This is a genomic window from Streptomyces sp. NPDC002446, assembly GCF_053595675.1.
The window spans coordinates 78268-97191 of record NZ_JBSFYC010000009.1 but is presented as its reverse complement, the minus strand read 5'-3'; the positions used below and the strand labels follow the sequence as shown (position 1 = coordinate 97191).

General features: G+C 71.7%; 7 protein-coding genes. 2 read left to right on the top strand and 5 right to left on the bottom strand.

Annotated elements, in window-relative coordinates:
- Positions 1-94: 94 nt before the first annotated feature.
- Entirely contained in the window at positions 95-2185 is a 2091-nt protein-coding gene (locus ACWD6P_RS07915; protein WP_451443163.1) for a prolyl oligopeptidase family serine peptidase, read from the bottom strand.
- Between the two features lie 700 nt (positions 2186-2885).
- Here ACWD6P_RS07915 and ACWD6P_RS07910 point away from each other — a divergent pair.
- Positions 2886-4739 carry a glycoside hydrolase family 35 protein gene (locus tag ACWD6P_RS07910; protein WP_451443162.1) on the top strand — a complete coding sequence of 618 codons (1854 nt, stop codon included), beginning with the start codon at positions 2886-2888 and terminating at the stop codon, positions 4737-4739.
- Positions 4740-5699: 960 nt separating this feature from the next.
- Entirely contained in the window at positions 5700-6830 is a 1131-nt protein-coding gene (locus ACWD6P_RS07905; protein ID WP_451443161.1) for a ParB/RepB/Spo0J family partition protein, read from the top strand.
- Positions 6831-7043: 213 nt separating this feature from the next.
- On the opposite strand, the gene ACWD6P_RS07900 is transcribed toward ACWD6P_RS07905, so the two are convergent.
- From ACWD6P_RS07900 to ACWD6P_RS07885, 4 genes are all read right to left on the bottom strand, one after another.
- Positions 7044-7523, bottom strand: coding sequence for a hypothetical protein (locus ACWD6P_RS07900; protein ID WP_451443160.1), 480 nt, complete (start codon positions 7521-7523; stop codon positions 7044-7046).
- Between the two features lie 228 nt (positions 7524-7751).
- Positions 7752-8504: a 3-oxoacyl-ACP reductase FabG gene (fabG, locus tag ACWD6P_RS07895; protein ID WP_451443159.1), complete on the bottom strand. Its 753-nt coding sequence runs from the start codon at positions 8502-8504 to the stop codon at positions 7752-7754.
- A gap of 76 nt (positions 8505-8580) precedes the next feature.
- Complete coding sequence (locus ACWD6P_RS07890; RefSeq protein ID WP_451443158.1) at positions 8581-9363, bottom strand: thioesterase II family protein; 783 nt, start codon at positions 9361-9363, stop codon at positions 8581-8583.
- A gap of 120 nt (positions 9364-9483) precedes the next feature.
- On the bottom strand, positions 9484-18810 hold the full coding sequence (locus tag ACWD6P_RS07885) for an amino acid adenylation domain-containing protein (protein WP_451443157.1): 9327 nt from the start codon (positions 18808-18810) through the stop codon (positions 9484-9486).
- Between the last annotated feature and the right edge of the window lie 114 nt (positions 18811-18924).

Here is an 18924-nt window from a genome sequence, read left to right as displayed (position 1 = left end):
GGTGGTGCCTTCGGTGCGCGATGTGCTCCATGGAGTTGCACAGGGTCCATACGCAGGGGCGGCCGGGAGCGTTCAACGGCGTACGCCGGGAGGGTCAGTTCCGTGGGCGCTCCCCGTCGTACGCGGACTCCTCGGTGCGTCCCCGCAAGGCGTCCAGCAGGAAGTCCCGCTGGAAGTGGAGCAGCTGCTCGTTGACCGTGTCGTCGGCCGGTGCGTGGGTGGCGCCGGGCAGCGGCAGCACGCTGTGCGGCTTGCCCGCCGCGAGCAGCTCCGCCGAGAAGCGCAGGGTGTGCGCGGCCGCCACGTTGTCGTCCGCGAGTCCGTGGACGAGCAGCAGCGGACGGCTCAGCAGATGGCCCTGTCCGGTCAGTGAGGAGCGTGCGTAGTTCTCCGGCTGCTCCTGTGGGTGGCCCAGGAACCGTTCCTTCCAGTGGGTGTCGTACAGCCGCTGATCGGTCGGCGGGGCGCCGGCGACCGCCGCATGGAAGACATCCGGGCGGTGCAATACCGCGGCCGCCGCCAGGAACCCGCCGAACGACCAGCCGCGGATCGCCACCCGCCCCAGGTCCAGGTCACCGAAGCGCGCCCCGGCCGCCTGAAGAGCGTCCACCTGGTCCTCCAGCGCCGGCGTGAGCTGGTCGCCGTGCACGGCCTTCTCCCAGGCCGGACCCCGTCCCGGCGTCCCGCGCCCGTCCACCACCAGCACCGCGAAACCCTGCTCGGCGAACCACTGCGACACACAGGTGAACCATCCACGGGCCCGCCCCACCAGCTGCATGGCGGGCCCGCCGTACGGGTCGAGCAGCACCGGCAGCCTGCCCGCGCCCTCCCGGTGCCACGACGGCAGGAACAGCGCGCCGCGCAACTGCCGTTCGCCGAGCGTGAGATGGATCGGCGACGGGGCGACCGCCGGCTCCTCGGCGAGCGAGGCGATGACCCCGTACGATGCGCCATCGCCCGCCCCTGCCCCTGCCCCAGACACCGACTCCGACTCCGCCTCCGGCTCCCGCGCCACGCTCACTTCGGTGCCGTGCGGTGTCACCCCCTCCAGGACGACCGTGCCGCCCCGCGCCACGCCCGAGTACCTGCCCGGCCCCCGGCTCAGCCGCCGGGTACCGAGGCCGGGACCGTACCGCCACACATGGGTCTCCAACGGGTCCTCGCTCGCGGTGAACAGCACCTGTTCGCCCTCCACCCCCAGGACGGCACGCAGCTGCAGCCCGTCCGGAGTCACCCGTCGGCCGCCGACCGTCAGATAGCGGGTGCCGCCGTCGTCCTCGGGCAGCACCAGCGCGCCGGAGGCGGTACGGGCAGGGGTGCCGGGCACCAGCTCCACCCATGCGGCATTGGTCCGCTCGTGCCGCACTTCGGTGGCCCCGGTCACCGGATCGACCGCGAGCGTACGCAGGGTGCGCTGATCGCGGCTCTGAACGGCCATGAACGGGCCCTGCGCGTCCCAGCCCGCGTCGACGAGGTACTCGTACGCCGTGCGGTCCCAGGTCACGTCCACCCGCCCGCCCTCCAGGGAGAGCAGCTGCACGGTGACGTCCGCATTGGGGGTGCCGGCCGAGGGATACGCAATCACCTGCGGCGGCTTCGACGGATCGGCGGGATCGCCGAGGTAGCGCCGAGCCACACGGCCGGTGTCGACCCTGGCCACCAGGAGGTGGCGGCTGTCCGGCGCCCACCAGTAGCCGCGCAGCCGGCTCATGGACTCGGCCGCCACATACTCGGCCAGCCCGTAGGAGATCTCCGGCCCCTCCGGCCGGGCCAGTTGTCGGTCGCCTCCGGACACGTCGGCGACGTGCAGGGAGCGGCGGCTCACATACGCGATGTGCCGGCCGTCGGGGGAGGGCCGGGGGTCGACCACCGGACCGGCCGTCGGCACCGTGAACGGCGCGCCGCCATCCGTACGTACTGCCCACAGCGCACCGGACAGCGCGAACGCCACGAGCCGGGCGGCGTCATCGGCCGCGTACGACACCACGCCCGTCGACCGCTCCCGGGCCCGCTCCCTGCGCAGACGTTCCTCTTCGGGCACCGCCGCGGCGGGAGCTCCTATCAGGAGCCGCGGGTCGGCCAACAGCCGTTCCGTGCCGTCCTCGTACTGCCACAGCCGGCCCACGGGATCGGTGCCGGAGCCCGTACGGACGAACAGGACGCGGCGGCCGTCGGGGGAGACCATGAAATGCCGGGGGACACCGAGGGAGAAGCGGCGAGTGCGGGCGAATTGCCGTGGAAATCCAGCGGAGTTCGGGGAACGCGTAGCGCTGGTGGGGTGCGCGGGGTGTTTCAAGGTGCTGTCCTCCAAGGGTGTGTGTGGTCCCGTTCTGGTACTGCGCTGTCATTCGTCGTTCGTCATTCGTCATTCGTCATTCGGCGTGCGCACACTGCGCCTTGCAGCCGCGCCAAAGTCATGACAGCCATCCGGATTCCCGTAAAGGGGCGTCCGGAAAGAGATGGCCGTAATGAGATGGCCGGAGAGAGGTGTCCGGAGAGAGGTGTCCGGAAGGGGAGGCTTCGTGCAGGGCCGTGTGCCGGTGCCGGTGCCGGTGCCGGTACCGGAACGGGGCGGAGAAGAGGCAACGGCCGGCGGAACTGTCATGGCCTGCGGGGAAGTTGACCGAAGTCATGGCGACCGTTGGTCACGCCGTTGCGTGCGGTGGATCGCTCCCGGGGATCGTCCAGACCGACGATCTCGGTACTTATATCACGCGGCCGGGCGTGCCTCGCGTCGTGCGGATCGCCCTGACCTGTCCACCGTGTTCAGTCACGAACCCTTGTGCTCGTTTCTGTTCTACAGAACACTCTCAATGCACAGAAACGCGCACCACCGAACATGTTCGAGCCCTGGGTGACGGTCAGTCGAGTCGAGGAGAGCAGACATGACGCAGTTCAGCCGACGCAGGTTTCTGAGCACGGCCATGGTGGGGGTCGCGTCCGCGGGCGTCGCCCTGGGCGGCGGCCGTACGACCCTCGCCCAGGCCGAGAGTCCGCGGGGGCTGACCATCCGCGGGAAGGAATTCCTGCTGGACGGCGAGCCGTTCCGGATCCTCTCGGGTGCCTTCCACTACTTCCGGACGCATCCCAAGGACTGGCGCGACCGGTTGCTGCGCATGCGGGCCATGGGCCTGAACACGGTGGAGACCTACGTCGCCTGGAACTTCCACCAACCGCATGAGGAGCCGGCCGACTTCACCGGGTGGCGCGATGTGGCCGCCTTCGTGCGGATCGCGGGCGAGGCCGGGCTGAAGGTGATCGTGAGACCGGGGCCGTACATCTGCGCGGAATGGGACTTCGGCGGCCTGCCGGCCTGGCTCCTCAAGGACAAGGACGCGCCGCTGCGCCGCTCCGACCCGGCCTACGAGCGGGCGGTCGACGCCTGGTTCGCCGAACTGCTGCCCCGGCTCGTCGATCTGCAGGCTACGCGCGGCGGGCCCATCATCGCCATGCAGGTCGAGAACGAGTACGGCAGCTACGGCGACGACCATGCGCACCTGGAACATCTGCGGGACACCATGCGGGCGCAGGGCGTGGACAGCCTGCTCTTCTGCTCCAACGGGCCCACTCAGGAAGCGCTCAGGGACGGCAGCCTTCCCGACCTCCTCTCCACCGTCAACTTCGCCGGGGACCCCACCGGACCCTTCGCCGAACTGCGTAAGTTCCAGCCGGACAAGCCCTTGTTCTGCACGGAGTTCTGGGACGGCTGGTTCGACCACTGGGGAGAGCACCACCACACCACCGACCCGGCGCGGACCGCCGCCGACGTGCGGAAGATCCTCGAAGCGGGAGCGTCGATCAACTTCTATATGGCGGTGGGCGGAACGAACTTCGGCTGGTCCGCGGGTGCCAACCTGAGCGGCAGCGGCGCCTATCAGCCCACCGTCACCAGCTACGACTACGACTCCCCGATCAGCGAATCCGGCGAACTCACCGAGAAGTTCCACAAGGTGCGTGACGTGCTGGCCAAGTACGCCCCACTGCCCAGCACGCCCCTGCCGGCCACACCGCGCCGGATGCCGGCCCAGAGCGTCGCCGTCCGCGGGTCGGTGCCGCTGATGGATGTGCTCGACGTACTGAGCACTCCCGTACGGCGTACCGTTCCCGTCCATATGGAGGCGCTGGGGCAGTCGTACGGGCTGATCCACTACCGCACCCGGGTGCGCGGGCCGCGGGGGACCAAGGGGCTGCGGGTCACGGGACTGGGCGACCGTGCGCTGGTGTTCGGCGACGGCGAGCGCATCGGCACCTTCGACCGCAACCAGCCGGGCCACACCGTCGACTTCACCGTGACCGGTGCGTCCGGCACCCTCGACCTCCTGGTCGATCCCACGGGGCGGGTCAACTTCGGGCAGGGGCTCAATGACCCCAAGGGAATCAGCGGGAAGGTCCTTCTCGACGATGAGGAGCTGAGGGGCTGGGAGATCCGCCGGCTGCCGCTCGACGATCTCTCGGCTCTGAAATTCGGCAGCGGAGGCGCGGCGACCGGCCCCGCGTTCCACCGGGCCCGGGTCCAGGTCGACACCCCCGCGGACGGTTTCCTCGCCTTTCCGGGCTGGGACAAGGGCATGGTCTGGCTCAACGGGTTCGCGCTCGGGCGGTACTGGTCGCTGGGCCCGCAGGTCACCCTGTACGCGCCGAGCCATCTGTGGCGGCGGGGGCGCAATGAGCTCGTCGTCCTGGAGATGGAGCGGACGGGGGACCGGATCGAGGTACGGTCCGAGCCCGACATCGGTTGAGTCCCGATATCGGTTGAGTCCCGACATCGGTTGAGTCCTGGCGTGGGCCAGGTCTTGGTTGCGCGCGGCCGGGCCGTACGGTCCGGCCGCATCGTCTTGTCACGGAGTGTGTCCGTCGCCGTATCTGTCCCGGGCGTGCGGTGCGGCCAGTTCCTCGCCGAAACCGTGTCGTGCGATCCGGGGCTCGCACCTGGCGCCCGCCCCGTCTCGCTGTGCGGTGGTCGGGCAGGGGTCGTTGACGGCACGTCAGATCTTCGGGCTCGGCTGACATCTGCTGGTGCGCCCGGCATATGCATGATCCTCGCGCACGCCGGTCGCAACGGCAATAGTTGCCGCGTATAAAAAGACGTCGTGCGGCTTCTGGGTGCCGTGAACGATGCAGTGTGCATCATTCACCGCTAAACAGACCAAGCGTCTGGTTTTTTCGTCCCGAGAATCATGGATTGGGTAGTTGGGGTGAGCGTGGTGCATATGTCCGTAACTGAGGTTATGGGGAGGGGGTTTGGGGGGTTTTCGTGGAGTGATGACCAAGAAGTGAGACGTTCCAGTTACGGCTGGATTCCGTTGAAAACCGCATGGTGGGTTTGTAATCTTGAGCGTACGGATGTGCGACAGGAGTTGAGATGGCTGTGGTCCGTCGATGCCGGATGGTCGAGGTGGCTCGTGGGGGGCCGGACGAGGCGGTGCACACGTGCGAAGCCTCGGTCTCCGTAGCCGCCGAAGCGTTGGCTCGCGTCGGATGCCGGCAGGCCCGCCGGGAGCGGCTGTTGCCGGGGCGGTCAGGGTGCCTGTGGTGATCCGTATCGCATGACGCCGTACCCCCGCCGGCAGGGGGCGAGATGCCGGAGAGGAACGCACCAGGGAAGATCCACGCGGCGCGGGCCATCGCCACAAGCGGTGCCTGTCCGTGTCCGAAGAAGTCGACTCCACCAGATACGGGGGAATCTGGCTATGACCGCTATGAACACTGAGCCGCTGCACGCCCGGGCCGCCACGGAAGTGAGCCTGCACTACCCAGGACCGGCTGAACATCCGGAACCTGCCGCGGTCACCATGGTGCCGATAGCGTTGCTGCTGCCTGCCGACTCCCCGCGGTTGTCGGGCGAGAGCATGGAACACACCCGCGCGCTCGCCGCGTCGGACAAGCACTTCCCGCCGATCGTGGTGCACCGTTCGACGATGCGGGTGATCGACGGGATGCACCGGCTGCGGGTGGCCGAGCTGCGCGGCCAGTCCGAGATCGAGGTCCGGTTCTTCGACGGGGCCGAGGACGACGCCTTCGTCCTGGCCGTGGAGTCGAACATCGGGCACGGGCTGCCGCTCACCCTGGCCGAACGCACGGCCGCGGCCGCCCGCATCATCGTCTCCCACGCCCAGTGGTCCGACCGCGCCATCGCCTCGGTCACGGGGCTGTCGGCCACGACCGTGGGAGCGCTGCGCCGCCGTGAGGGCGTGGGCGGTACGGCTGGGCCCGCCGCCCGCATCGGCCGGGACGGCAAGGTCCGACCGCTCAGCACGGAGGAGGGGCGCAGGATGGCGGGCCGGCTGATCGTTGCCTCCCCTGACGCGCCGCTGCGGGAGATCGCGGAGAAGGCCGGGATCTCGCCGGGGACCGTACGCGATGTGCGGGAGCGGCTGCTGCGGGGTGAGGACCCGGTGCCGGCTTCGCGCCGGACAGCGGCGAAGTGCCGGGCGCGGGCGCAGACTCATGCGCAGGTGCGGCCCGAGCAGTCGGTGGAGGGCCGGGCCGAGGGGCGCGGAGGTGGACGGATCATCGAGCGGGAGCGGCGCCGCAGGCCGGCCGAGGACTCCCCGACGGCGCCCGAGGACGGGTTAGGGCAGGAGGTGCCCCAGGCGGAACTGGATGCCCTCTTCAGAAACCTCTGCAAGGACCCCTCGATGCGGCACACCGAGATGGGGCGCCTGCTGCTGCGGATGCTGGAGATGCAGCTGGTCGGCGCGCAGCGGTGGGGGCGGATCGCGGAGGCGATCCCGGCGCACCGTGCGGACATGGTCCTGGCGGCGGCGACCGAATGCGCCAGGGCATGGGAGGAGTTCGCCACGCAGGTGGCGTTACGGCGGATTGCCTGAACGTGCGGCCGGCCGGGGCTCCGCCGCTCCATCGCCACTCCATGGCTGCTCCATCGCCCCCGAGTAGTCGGCAGTCCGCGTCGGCGTCGGTGTGCTGCGAAAAGAGCCGTCTCGCTCGTGCAAGAGAGCCGTCCCACTCGTGTGCGACGGGGGACACACACGGGTGGGACGGCGGTCTGTCCGGCCGGCCGGAGCCGGCCGGGAGGCGGGGCGTCAGCTCCGGTCGGCGGCGCGGCCGCGCCACAGCATGACGATCGCCGCCAGCCCGGCCACGCAGGGAACGAGGTTGGCGATGCCCAGCAGGGGAGACAGCGCCGCGTAGCCGGTGCTGTCCTTGACGAGGTAGTTGAATAACGCCAGGCTCAGCGCCAGGACGAAGACGATGCTGGCGACGGTGAACGTCGCCGCCTTCTGCTTCTTGGTCCTCCGCAGCACCCACAGCCATGTGACGGCGCCGATCACGCCATTGGCGACGAGATACATCAGCATCATCTGCTGGTAGTTGCTCACCTTGTCGGCATCGTATGTGGGATACGCCGTCTTGATGTAGTCCGTGTAACTGCTCGTGGCGAGTGCCACGAGGAGGGGGACGATGACGGTGGCGATCACGGAGAGCGCCAATCCGACGTACATGGTGACGACCGCCTGCCGCTGGGGGGACGACAGGGTGCGGTGTGCGGTGGCTGTGGCCACAACTCCTCCTTGGTAAATGCCCTTTCCGGCGCACTGACCACCCTTCCTTCTCCCGAAGGTGAAGGAATCCGGGAATACCCTGAGGCCTTCCCTGAATTACCGCGCCCGGTCCCTAGGGGGAACCCCAACTGCCCCCTGCCTCAAGGGCGTACGGGACACAGGAACGCCGCCCTCGTCGTTGACGAGGACGGCGTAAGTGGCCTGTTGCCCCAAGCCGGGGCGCGGCCGTCAATTGAGGCCGTTGAAGCCGCCGTCGACCGGGAAGACGCCGCCGGTGAGGTACGAGGCCCGGTCCGACAGCAGGAACGACACCAGGTCGGCCACCTCCTCGGGCTCGCCCAGGCGCCGCAACGCCGTCTGCCGTGCCGCCTGGTCCACGGCCTCCTCGCCCAGGTCCAGGACGAGATCGGTGGCGATGTAGCCGGGGGACACCACGTTGGCGCGGATGCCGTACCGGCCGACCTCCTGGGCCAGGGACTGGGTGAAGCCGATGATCCCGGCCTTGGAGGCGGCGTAGTTGGTCTGCCCGGCGTGGCCGATGAGTCCGGCGAGCGAGGAGAGCGTGACGATCGCGCCGTGCCCCCGCCGCGACATGTCCTCGATGACCGCGCGGCACACGTTGTAGACGCCGTCGAGGTTGACGCGCAGCACCGCGTGCCAGTCGTCGTCCTCCATCAGCGCCAGCGGGGTGTCCCGGAGGATGGCCGCGTTGGCGACCAGTGCGGTGATCGGGCCGAGGGCGTCCTCGGCGCCGGCGACCAGCGACTCCACCGCGCCGGGGTCGGAGACGTCCGCCCGCCGTACGTAGGCCTTGCGGCCCAGTTCGTTGATCTGCTTCTCCAGCTCCCGGGCGGCCGCGCCGTCGGAGGAGTAGCACAGGGCGACGTCGTAGCCGTCCTCGGCGAGGCGCAGGGCCGTGGCGCGGCCGATGCCTCGGGTGCCGCCGGTGATCAGGGCCACCGGGTGGGGCGTGTTGCTCATCGTTCTCGGTCCTCGATCCTGTGTGGGGCGTTGGGGTGGGCGCGGCCGGGCGCGGCTCACGGTCGTGAGGGCGTGCTCAGCCGAAGGATCCGGCCAGGCCGTCCGGTGCGTGCGCGGAACCGACGGTCTCCGCGACGGTGGCCAGGATGTGCTCGGCGGCGTCGTTGAGGAAGAAGTGGTCGCCGGGGTAGAGCCGCAGCCGTGACCCGGCGGTGCTGAGCCGCTGCCAGCCGTGCAGGTCCGCGGGCGGTACGACGGTGTCCGCGCGGCCCCCGAACACCGTGATCGGCACCTCCAGCGGGGCGCCGGGCCGGTGGTCGTACGACCCCAGGGCCGCGTAGTCGGCGCGCAGGGTCGGTACGGCGAGGGCCATCAGCTCCTGGTCGCTGAGGACCCACTGCGGGGTGCCGCCCAAGTCGACGAGCTCCTCGACCACTTCGGCGTCGCTGGCGCCGTGCAGGGAGCGGCGGCGCGGAGGCGAGCCGGGAGTGGCCGAGGCCGAGACGAACAGGTGCCGCGGCTGCGGGGCACCGCGCTCACGCAGCGCCCGGGTCAGCTCGTATGCGACGAGTCCGCCCATGCTGTGCCCGAAGAACGCGAACGGGCCCTTCAGGAGCGGCTCGATGCGGTCCGCCAGATCGCGGATGAGCGGGCCGAAGCTGTGGCAGGCCGCCTCCTCCAGGCGGATGCCGCGGCCGGGCAACTCCACGGCGCACACCTGCACCGCGGACGGGGCGAGGCCGGGCCACTGGTGGTAGGCAGAGGCGCTGCCGCCCGCGTACGGGAAGCAGAAGAGCCGGAACTCGGCGTAGGGGCTGGGTTGCTGGCTGATCAGCCAGGGACGGTCCACGGGGGACACGACGGGTCTCCTTCGGTCGTGCGGGTCGGCCGGTGCGGCCGCGTGCGGCCGGGCGCGCTCACACGGCGCGGCCGCACGCGACACAGCCCCGCGCCCGCTCGCGGGCGCGGGGCCGACCGCTCAGCTGTCGGGCGTCAGCTCGGTGGCCAGCAGCTCCTCGCGCAGCTGCGCCACGCTCCAGTCCGGGTGGGCCAGGACGAGGTCGATGGCGGCCGGCCACTGGCGCACCAGTACGCCCATCACCTCGGGCTGGACGTATTCCGGCTGGTACAGCCACATACCGCGCATCTGCCCCTCGTGCTCGCGCATCATCAGGTACAGGTCGAGGTTGTGCGGCCGCATGACGGTGATGAGCTCGGAGAGCACGCCGTCGTCGCCGATGCCGGTCTGTGCCGGGGCCACCTCCATGCCGTCCAGGTCGAGGGAGACGCCCGGCACGCCCAGGACGTTGAACAGGATGCGCAGCGGCAGCTGGTTGTCCCCGATCACGCCGTCCACGATCAGGGAGCGCAGCGGCACGTTCTGGTGCGCGTAGGCGTCCAGCTCCGCCTCGTAGACCCGGCCGACCAGCTCGCGGAAGGACGGGTTGTCCTTCATGCGGGAGCGGGCGGCGAGGATGGTGACGAACGGGCCGATCATCCGCTGTGTCTCGGGCCGCTCGCGGCCGGACAGTGGGTGGCTGAGGGCGATGTCGTCACTGCCGGAGTACGCCGACAGGAACAGCTGGTACGCCGCCATCAGCACCATGAACACCGTCACGCCCTCGCGCTGGGCGGTCTCCTTGAGGGCCCTGGTCGTGGCCTCGTCGACCACGAAACCCTCGGTGAACCCCTCGGGCGCGGGTGCCTTCTGGTGCTCCGGGGCGCGGAAGTCCAGCTTGCGCGGGGTGCCGGCCAGCTCACGGCGCCAGTAGTCGACGTGCTCGTCCAGCGTGCCGTCCGCCAGCAGGCCGTGCTCCCAGGCCGCGTAGTCCAGGTGCTGCACCTCCACCGGCGGCAGCGCGGGCCGCTCGCCGCGCACCCGCGCCCTGTAGAGCTGGTTCAGCTCGCCGATGAGGACCTGGTGGCCCCAGTGGTCGACGAGGATGTGGTGCAGGTCGAGGACCAGAACGTGCTCGTCGGTGTCCATCGCCACCAGCACGGCCCGTACGAGATCGCCGTCCTCGATGCGGAAGGACCGGTTGGTCTCGGCCTCCACCAGGTCCCGCAGCCTGTCCTTGCGGGCGGCGGCGTCCAGCCCGCTCAGGTCGACGTTCTCCACCGGCCAGGTCTCCAGCGGCTCGGCGAACTGGACGGAGGAGGAGCCGGTGTTCAGATAGCGGGTGCGCAGGATGTCGTGCCGCTGCAGCAGGTCGTCCAGGCAGGCGCGCAGCGCGGCCTCGTCCAGGCGGCCCTTGAGCGACCACGCCGACATCACGTTGTGGTGCGCGTTGTTGGGGCCGACCGGCTGGAGCAGGAACTCGAGCTGGCCGAAGGACAGCGGCGCGCCCTGGCCGTGGTCCGCCCGGGGAATGGGCGAGTGGAGGACGGCCTCGGTCGCGGTGGCGTAGCGCCTGCCGCCCCGGCCGTCCTCGGCGGCGTCGGTCACCGGCGCGGCGGCCGCGACCAGCTCCGCCAGCGGCACGTCCGGGTCGGCCGCGCAGGCGGTGATCGCCCTGAGCGCGGCGAACCAGGCCTCGGCCAGCTCGCGGACCGCGTCCTCCTCCAGCAGGGAGTCCGCCCAGGTCCAGTGCGCCACCAGCTCGGGCCCGTCGGGGCCGTCGTTGGTGACCGCGTTGACCTCCAGCGGGTACAGCAGCGGCAGGTCCGCGTCGCCGCCGCTGACGTCCACGGTGGACTCGGCCCGCGTCGGGGCCCACGGGGTGTGCTCCTCGGAGGTGGCGATCCGGCCCAGGTAGTTGAAGACGACCTGGGGGGAGGGCAGCGCGGCGAGCTCCGCGGCGGTCTGCTGGTTGAGGTAGCGCAACAGCCCGTAGCCCAGGCCGTGGCCGGGGACCGCGCGCAGCTGCGCGGTGATCCGGCCGACGGACGAGGCCAGTTCGGTGCCTGCCGCGGCCACCTGCTCCCACGGGAGCGCGCCCGTGTCCAGGCGGACGGGGTGGACGCTGGTGAACCAGCCCACGGTGCGCGACAGGTCCATGCCGTCGGCGAGGTCCTCGTGCCGTCCGTGGCTCTCGACGTCCACGACCACCGGGCCGTCCTGCCCGCCGCGGCGGCGCTGCCACTGGGTCAGCGCCAGTCCGAAGGCGGCCAGCAGCACGTCCTGGATGCGGGCGCGGAAGGCGGCCGGGACCTGCTCCAGCAGCGCCCTGGCGTCTTCGACCGGGAGGGTCAGGGCCAGCTTGCCGGCGCCGCCCACCACGTCCCGCGTGGCGTCCAGCTCCCCGGACACCAGCGGCGGGGCGTCCGCCAGTACGTCCTGCCAATACGGAAGTTCGGCGAGACGACGGTCCGCGGCGGCCTCGTCGGCCAGGAGGGAGGCCCAGCGGCGCAGCGAGGTGCCGACCGGGGTGAGCGCCACCGGCTGCCCGGCGGCGACCGCGTCCCAGGCGGCCGCGAGGTCCGGCAGCAGGACGCGCCAGGAGACGCCGTCGACGACGAGGTGGTGTATCAGGAGCAGCAGCCGGCTGCCGTGCCGCTCGCCGCCGTCGAACCACACGGCCCGCAGCATCGCGCCGTCGGCCGGGCACAGTCCGGCCTTCGCGGCGGCCGACTCCCGGGCCACCACTGCCCGTTCGTCCGCCTCGGACAGCTGGGAGACGTCCACCCGCCGCAGGCAGTCCGCGGCCGGTACGGCACCCGGCTCGCGGGCCTCCAGCGCCCAGCCGCCGTCCTCCCGGACGAGCAGGCGGGAGCGCAGCACGTCGTGGTGGTCGAGCACGGCCTGCAGGGTCGCGGTCAGCCGCTCCAGGTCGGCGCCGTCGGGCAGGCCGAGGACGGTGGCCATGTTGAACCCGTCGATGCGGTCACTCAGCAGACGCTGGCGCTCCACGACCGGGAGCGCGGCGATCTCGCCGGTGCCCACGTCCGCGACGGCCGGGGCGCCGGCGCCGTCCACCCGCCCCGCGACGGCGGCCAGTCCGGCGGCCGTCTGGTGCGCGAAGATGTCCCGCACGGTGATCACCAGCCCGGCGGCGCGGGCCTGGGCGACCAACTGGGTCGCCTGGATGCTGTCGCCGCCGCGGTCGAAGAAGCCGTCCTCCGCGCCCACTTCGGGGATGCCCAGCACGTTGGCGAACACCTCGCACAGGGTCCTCTCGACCGGAGTGCGCGGGGCGCGCGACGCGGGGGCCGCGGCGAAGTCCGGGGCGGGCAGGGCCCGCCGGTCCACCTTCTCGTTCGCGGTCAGCGGCAGCGCGTCCAGCACCATCACCGCCGCCGGGACCATGTACGCCGGCAGCCGCTCGGCGACGAACTCCTTGACGGTGAGCGGGTCCAGGGTGGTGCCCTCGGCCGGGACGGCATAGGCGACCAGGTCCTTGCCGCCGCGGCCTTCGTGGACGGTCACCACGACCTGTGCGACATCGGGGTGGGACCCCAACAGGCTCTCGATCTCGCCGAGTTCGATGCGGAAGCCGCGGATCTTGACCTGGTCGTCGGTGCGGCCCAGGTACTCCAGACGGCCGTCCGTGCGCCAGCGCACCAGGTCACCGGTGCGGTACATCCGCTCGGGCGGGTGCGCACCGTGCACAAACCGCTCCGCGGTCAGTTCGGGGCGCGCCAGGTAGCCGCGGGCCAGGCCGTCGCCGGCGATGTACAGCTCGCCGGGCACACCGACGGGGACGGGCCGCAGCGTGTCGTCCAGGACGTAGGCGCGGGTGTTGTCCATGGGGCGGCCCAGCGGCACGGCGCCGTCGGCCACCTCGTGGACGGGGTCGCACACGACGAACGTCGTGGTCTCGGTCGGGCCGTACACGTGGAAGATCCCGGTGTCGGGCCAGTTGGCCCGCGCCTGGGTGAAGGAGGCGGGGTTGGCGGCCTCGCCGCCGGTCCAGATCTCCTTCAGGCCGGACAGCGCTTTCGGGGCGCGCTCGACGAGCAGGTTGAACAGGGCGGTGGTGAAGAACGCCGAGGTGACCCGGCGCTCGGCGACCGTCTGCGCCAGCAGGTCCGGATCGAGGTGCCCGGCCGGCGCCACGACCACCTGGCCGCCGTTGAGCAGCGGCACCCACAGCTCGAAGGTGGAGGCGTCGAAAGCGGTGGGGGAGTGCATCAGGACACGGTCGTGGCTGCCGCCGCGCCAGCGGTGGTCGGCGGCCAGGCTGATCACGTTGCGCTGGGTGATCTGGACGCCCTTGGGCTTGCCGGTCGAGCCCGAGGTGTACATCACGTACGCGAGGTGATCGGCGTCGCCCGCCGCCCGCGTCACCGTGCCGTCCCCGTCACCGGCGGTGGACGCGGCGTCCACGGTGACCACCCGCACGCCGTCCGGTACGGGCGGCGCGTCCGCCGAGCCGTCCACCAGGAGGACCGATGCGCCGGTCTCCTCGATGATCAGGCTCTTGCGGGAGTCCGGGTAGCGGGGGTCCAGCGGTACGTACACACCGCCGGCCTTGACCACGGCCAGGATCGCCACGACGAGGTCGGCGGAGCGCTCCATCAGCAGGGCCACCGCGCCCTCGGCGCCCACGCCCAGGTCCAGCAGACGGCGGGCCAGCCGGCCGGCCGCCGCGTCCAGTTCGGCGTAGGTCAGCTCCCGTTCGCCGTCGGCCACGGCGCTCGCGTGCGGGGCGCGGGCCACCTGGGCCTCGAACAGCTCCGGCAGCGTGCCCCGGGGCACCTCGCGGGCGGTGTCGTTCCACTCGGTCAGGATCCGGTGGCGGTCGGCGGGGCTGAGCAGGTCGATGGCGCCGACCGGCTGGTCGGGGTCGGCGGTCACCGCCGTCAGGACGTGCCGCAGATGGCGCAGCAGGGTCTGGACGGTGTCCGCGTCGAAGAGGTCGGTGCGGTATTCGAGGTACCCGTCGATGCCGCCCAGGGCCTCGGCGCCGCCGGGGCCCGCACCGGGGGAGCGGCGCTCCTGGAGCAGCAGGGACAGGTCCATGCGTGCGGTGCCCGAGAAGGTCGGCACGACCTCGGCGTCCAGACCCGGCAGGCCCAGGTCGATGTCGGGGGTGTTCTGCCAGGCGACCATGACCTGGAACAGCGGGTGGTGCGCCATGGACCGGGTCGGCTGCAGGGCGTCGACCAGGAAGTCGAAGGGCACGTCCTGGTGCGCGTAGGCGTCCAGGCTGCGCTCGCGCACGCGCGAGAGCAGCTCGCGGAAGGTGGGACGGCCGGAGACGTCCACCCGCAGCACCAGGGAGTTGACGAACAGTCCGATCAGGTCCTCGGTGGCCTGGTCGGTGCGCCCGGCGATGGCCGCGCCGATCGGGATGTCCTCGCCCGCCCCCAGACGGTGGAACAGCGCCGCCAGCGCCGCCTGGACGACCATGAACATGCTGGTGCCACAGCCGCGCGCGAGCTGCGCGACGGCCTCGTGCAGCCCCGCGTCCCACTGGAAGGCGACGGTCTCGCCGTCATGGGCGGCCTCGGCCGGGTGCGGCCGGTCGGTGGGCAGCGCGATCCGCTCCGGCAGGCCGTCCAGGGCCTTTCGCCAGTAGTCGAGCTGGGCCGACAGCAGGCTTTCGGGGTCCTCTTCCGCGCCGAGCAGCCCGCGCTGCCACAGGGTGTAGTCGGCGTACTGGGCCGGCAGCGGCGTCCAGCCGGGGGCCTGGCCGGCGCAGCGGGCGCCGTAGGCGGTGGCCAGGTCGCGGACCAACGGGACCAGCGACCAGCCGTCGGTGGCGATGTGATGCACCGTCAGCGCCAGGACGTGCTCCCGCTCACCCAGCGCGAGCAGGCTTGCGTGCAGGGGAAGTTCGTCCGCCAGCTCGAAGGTGCGGCGGGCCGCCGAGGCCAGTTCCACCGCCAGTTCGTCCTCGCCCTCGACCGCCGTCACGGTCAGCTCCGGGCGGGCGTCCCCGGGCGCCAGGACGTGCTGGCGCGGCACGCCGCCGGACTCGGGGAAGACCGTGCGCAGCGGCTCGTGCCGGGCCACGAGGTCGGCCAGCGCGGCACGCAGCGCCCCGACGTCCAGCCGGCCGGTCAGGCGCAGCGCGATGGGGATGTTGTACGTGGCCGAGGGGCCCTCCATGCGGTGCAGGAACCACAGGCGGCGCTGCGCGAACGACAGCGGCAGCTCCTCGGGCCGCCGGAACGGTGCCAGCGCCGGGCGGGCGTCGCGCTGCTCCGACCGCAGATGCCGGGCCAGCCCCGCTACCGTCGGCGCCTCGAAGAGGGTACGGACCTGCAGTTCGGCGCCCAGCGCGGTACGCACCTGGGACAGCAGGCGGGTGGCGAGCAGGGAGTGCCCGCCCAGGTCGAAGAAGCTGTCCTCCACGCCGACGTCCGCGGTGACGCCCAGCACCTTGCGGTACAGCTCGCACAGCGTGGTCTCCACCGCGTCGCGCGGCGCGACATAGCGGGAGGCGATGCGGTGGCTGCCGTCCGGCGCCGGCAGCGCCTTGCGGTCCACCTTGGCGTTCGGGGTCAGCGGCATCGCGTCCAGGAAGACGTACACCGCGGGGGTCATGTACTCCGGCAGCCGCTCGCCGAGCGCGGCGCGCAGGCGGGCGGGATCCGGGCGTTCGGCGTCCTCGGCGGCCACGACGTACGCGACGAGCTGCTGGACGCCGGGGACGTCCTCGCGGACCAGCGCCACGGCCTCGCGCACCTCCTCCAGGCGCGCCAGCTCGGCCTCGATCTCGCCGAGCTCGATACGGAAGCCACGCAGCTTGACCTGGTGGTCCAGGCGGCCCAGGAACTCGATGCCGCCGTCGTGGCGGCGCCGCACCAGGTCGCCGGTGCGGTACAGGCGCTCGCCCGGGCCGGAGCCGAACGGGCTCGGCACGAACCGCTCCTTTGTCAGCTCCGGGCGGCCCAGGTAGCCGCGGGCCAGACCGTCGCCGCCGATGTACAGCTCGCCGGGCACGCCCAGCGGGACCAGCCGCCGCTCGTCGTCCAGCACGTGCAGCTCGGTGTTGGCGATCGGCTCGCCGATCGTCACCGGGCCCTCGCCGACCCGGGCCACCGCCGACCAGATGGTGGTCTCCGTGGGCCCGTACATGTTCCACAGCTCGGCGCCCTTGGGCTGCAGGCGCTGCGCCAGCTCGCCCGGCAGCGCCTCGCCGCCCGCCAGGATCCGCAGGTTCCGCTCGCCCTGCCAGCCCGCGTCCAGCAGCATCCGCCAGGTCGACGGTGTGGCCTGCATGACGGTGGCGCCGCAGGAGGCCAGCAGGTCGGCCAGCCGCCTGCCGTCGGACGCCACCTCGCGGCTCGCGAGGATGGTGCGGGCGCCGGTGACCAGCGGCAGCAGCACCTCCAGCATGGAGATGTCGAAGGAGAGCGTGGTGACGGCCAGCAGCGCGTCATCGGCCGAGAGGCCGGGCCGCTCGCCCATCGTCAGCAGGAAGTTGCCCAGCGCCCGGTGCGGGATCTGCACGCCCTTGGGGCGGCCCGTCGACCCCGAGGTGTAGATGACGTACGCCAGGTCCTCGGCGTCCACCGCCACGTCGGGGGCGTCGGTGGGCTCGGCGGCCAGCTCCTCGCGCAGCTCGTCCACGCACCACACCGCCACGCCGTCCGGCGCGGTGATCCCCTCGAACGCCCGCCGCTGGGTGAGCAGCACGGGCAGCCGGGAGTCCTGGAGCATGAACGCGATGCGGTCCGCGGGGAAGCCCGGGTCCAGCGGGACGTACGCGCCGCCGGCCTTGAGGACCGCCAGCAGCGCCACGACCATCTCGACGGAGCGCTCCATGCAGATGCCGACCAGGGTGTCTTGGCCCACGCCGTGGCGCACCAGCCGGCGGGCCAACTGATTGGCGCGCCGGTCCAGTTCGGCGTAGGTGATCGCCTCGTCACCGCAGCGCACCGCCTCCGCCTGCGGCGTGCGGGCCGCCTGGCGGGCGAACCGCTCGTGGGCGAGGACACAGCCGTCCCAGGCGCGGCGGGTGTCGTTCCACTCCTCGCGCTGGTGGCTCTCCTCGTCCGCGGCGAGCATCGGCACCTGGCCGATGGGCCGGTCCGGGTCGGCGAGCAGATTGCGGACCAGCAGCTTCAGGTGCTCCGCCATATGCGCGATCGTGGCCCGGTCGAACAGGTCACTGTTGTACTCGAACCAGCCGCTGAGGCCCTCCGGCCGGTCGAAGACCTGCAGTTCGAGGTCGAAGCGGGCGGTGGAGCTCTCCATGTCCATCGGCTCCAGGCGCAGGCCCGCCGCCTTGAAGTCCGGCATGGCGATGTTCTGGAAGACGAAGGAGACCTGGAAGACGGGGGTGCGCGAGAGGTCCCGCTGCGGGTGCAGCTCCTCCACCAGCCGCTCGAACGGCACCTGCTGGTGCGCGAAGCCGTCCAGGCACACCTTCCGCACCCGGCCCAGCAGTTCGCGGAACGAGGGCGCCCCGGACAGGTCCGTACGCAGCGCCAGCATGTTGACGAAGTAGCCGATGAGCCGCTCGACCTCTTTGCGGCCGCGGTTGGCGACCGGTACGCCGATGACGAGGTCCTCGTCGCGGCTGTAGCGGTGCAAGAGCACCTGGAAGGCGGCCAGCATCGTCATGAACGGGGTGACGCCCTCGCGCTGGCTCAGCGCCCGCACCCCGTCCATCACCTCGACGGGAAGCTTGAAGGGCAGCGAGGCGCCACGGGTGGACTGCATCGCCGGGCGTGGCCGGTCGCAGGGCAGCTCCAGGGCCGCCGGCGCGCCGGCCAGGGACCGCTTCCAGTACTCCAGGTCGGCGGTCAGCGCGCCGGAGTCCAGCCGCTCGCGCAGCCACGCCGCGTAGTCCGCGTACTGGATGGGCAGTTCGGGCAGCTCGGCCTCGGTGCCGGAGGCCCACGCCCCGTACAGCGACACCAGCTCGTCCAGGAACACCGACGTGGACCACAGGTCGCCGGCGATGTGGTGGATGCAGAACAGCAGGATGTGCTCGTCGGCGGAGAGCCGCAGGAACTTCATCCGCATCAGCGGGCCGGTGCGCAGGTCGAAGGGGCGGGCGAACTCCTCGCGGGCCAGCGCCTCGATGCCGGCCTCGCCCTCGGGGCCGCTCAGGTGCGCGCAGTCGACGACGGAGAACTCCGGCCGCAGATCCTTGGTGACGACCTGGACGGGCTCGCCGTCCAGCTCCCGGAAGACGGTGCGCAGCGCCTCGTGGCGGCGCGCGATCTCGTTGACGGCGCGATGCCACAGCGCGACGTCCAGCGGGCCGGTCACCCGGATCGCGCCGGGCACGTTGTACGCGGCGCTGCCCGGCGTCAGCCGGTCCAGGAACCACATGCGCTGCTGCTGGAACGACGCGGGGAAGGTGTTCTTGCGCTCTTGCTGCTGCTGCTTGCGGGCCCGCAGCCGCTCGGCCAGCAGCGCGCGCTTCTCGGCCGCGGTCAGTCCCGCCGGGTCAGTGGTGCTCATGCGTGTTGTGTCCTTCGTGTGGTGTGGCCTGTGCTTCGCTGGGGCGCTGCTTCGGCTGCGGGCCCCTCGGTGGCTTCTCGCGCTCACGGGACGCGGAGCCGCATGCCGATACGG

Excerpts from the sequence above, each read along its gene's own strand:
- ACWD6P_RS07905 (WP_451443161.1), top strand. The coding sequence starts at position 5,700 with ATGAACACTGAGCCGCTGCACGCCCGGGCCGCCACGGAAGTGAGCCTG.
- ACWD6P_RS07885 (WP_451443157.1), bottom strand. The coding sequence starts at position 18,810 with ATGAGCACCACTGACCCGGCGGGACTGACCGCGGCCGAGAAGCGCGCG.
- fabG (WP_451443159.1), bottom strand. The coding sequence starts at position 8,504 with ATGAGCAACACGCCCCACCCGGTGGCCCTGATCACCGGCGGCACCCGA.
- ACWD6P_RS07910 (WP_451443162.1), top strand. The coding sequence starts at position 2,886 with ATGACGCAGTTCAGCCGACGCAGGTTTCTGAGCACGGCCATGGTGGGG.
- ACWD6P_RS07915 (WP_451443163.1), bottom strand. The coding sequence starts at position 2,185 with ATGGTCTCCCCCGACGGCCGCCGCGTCCTGTTCGTCCGTACGGGCTCC.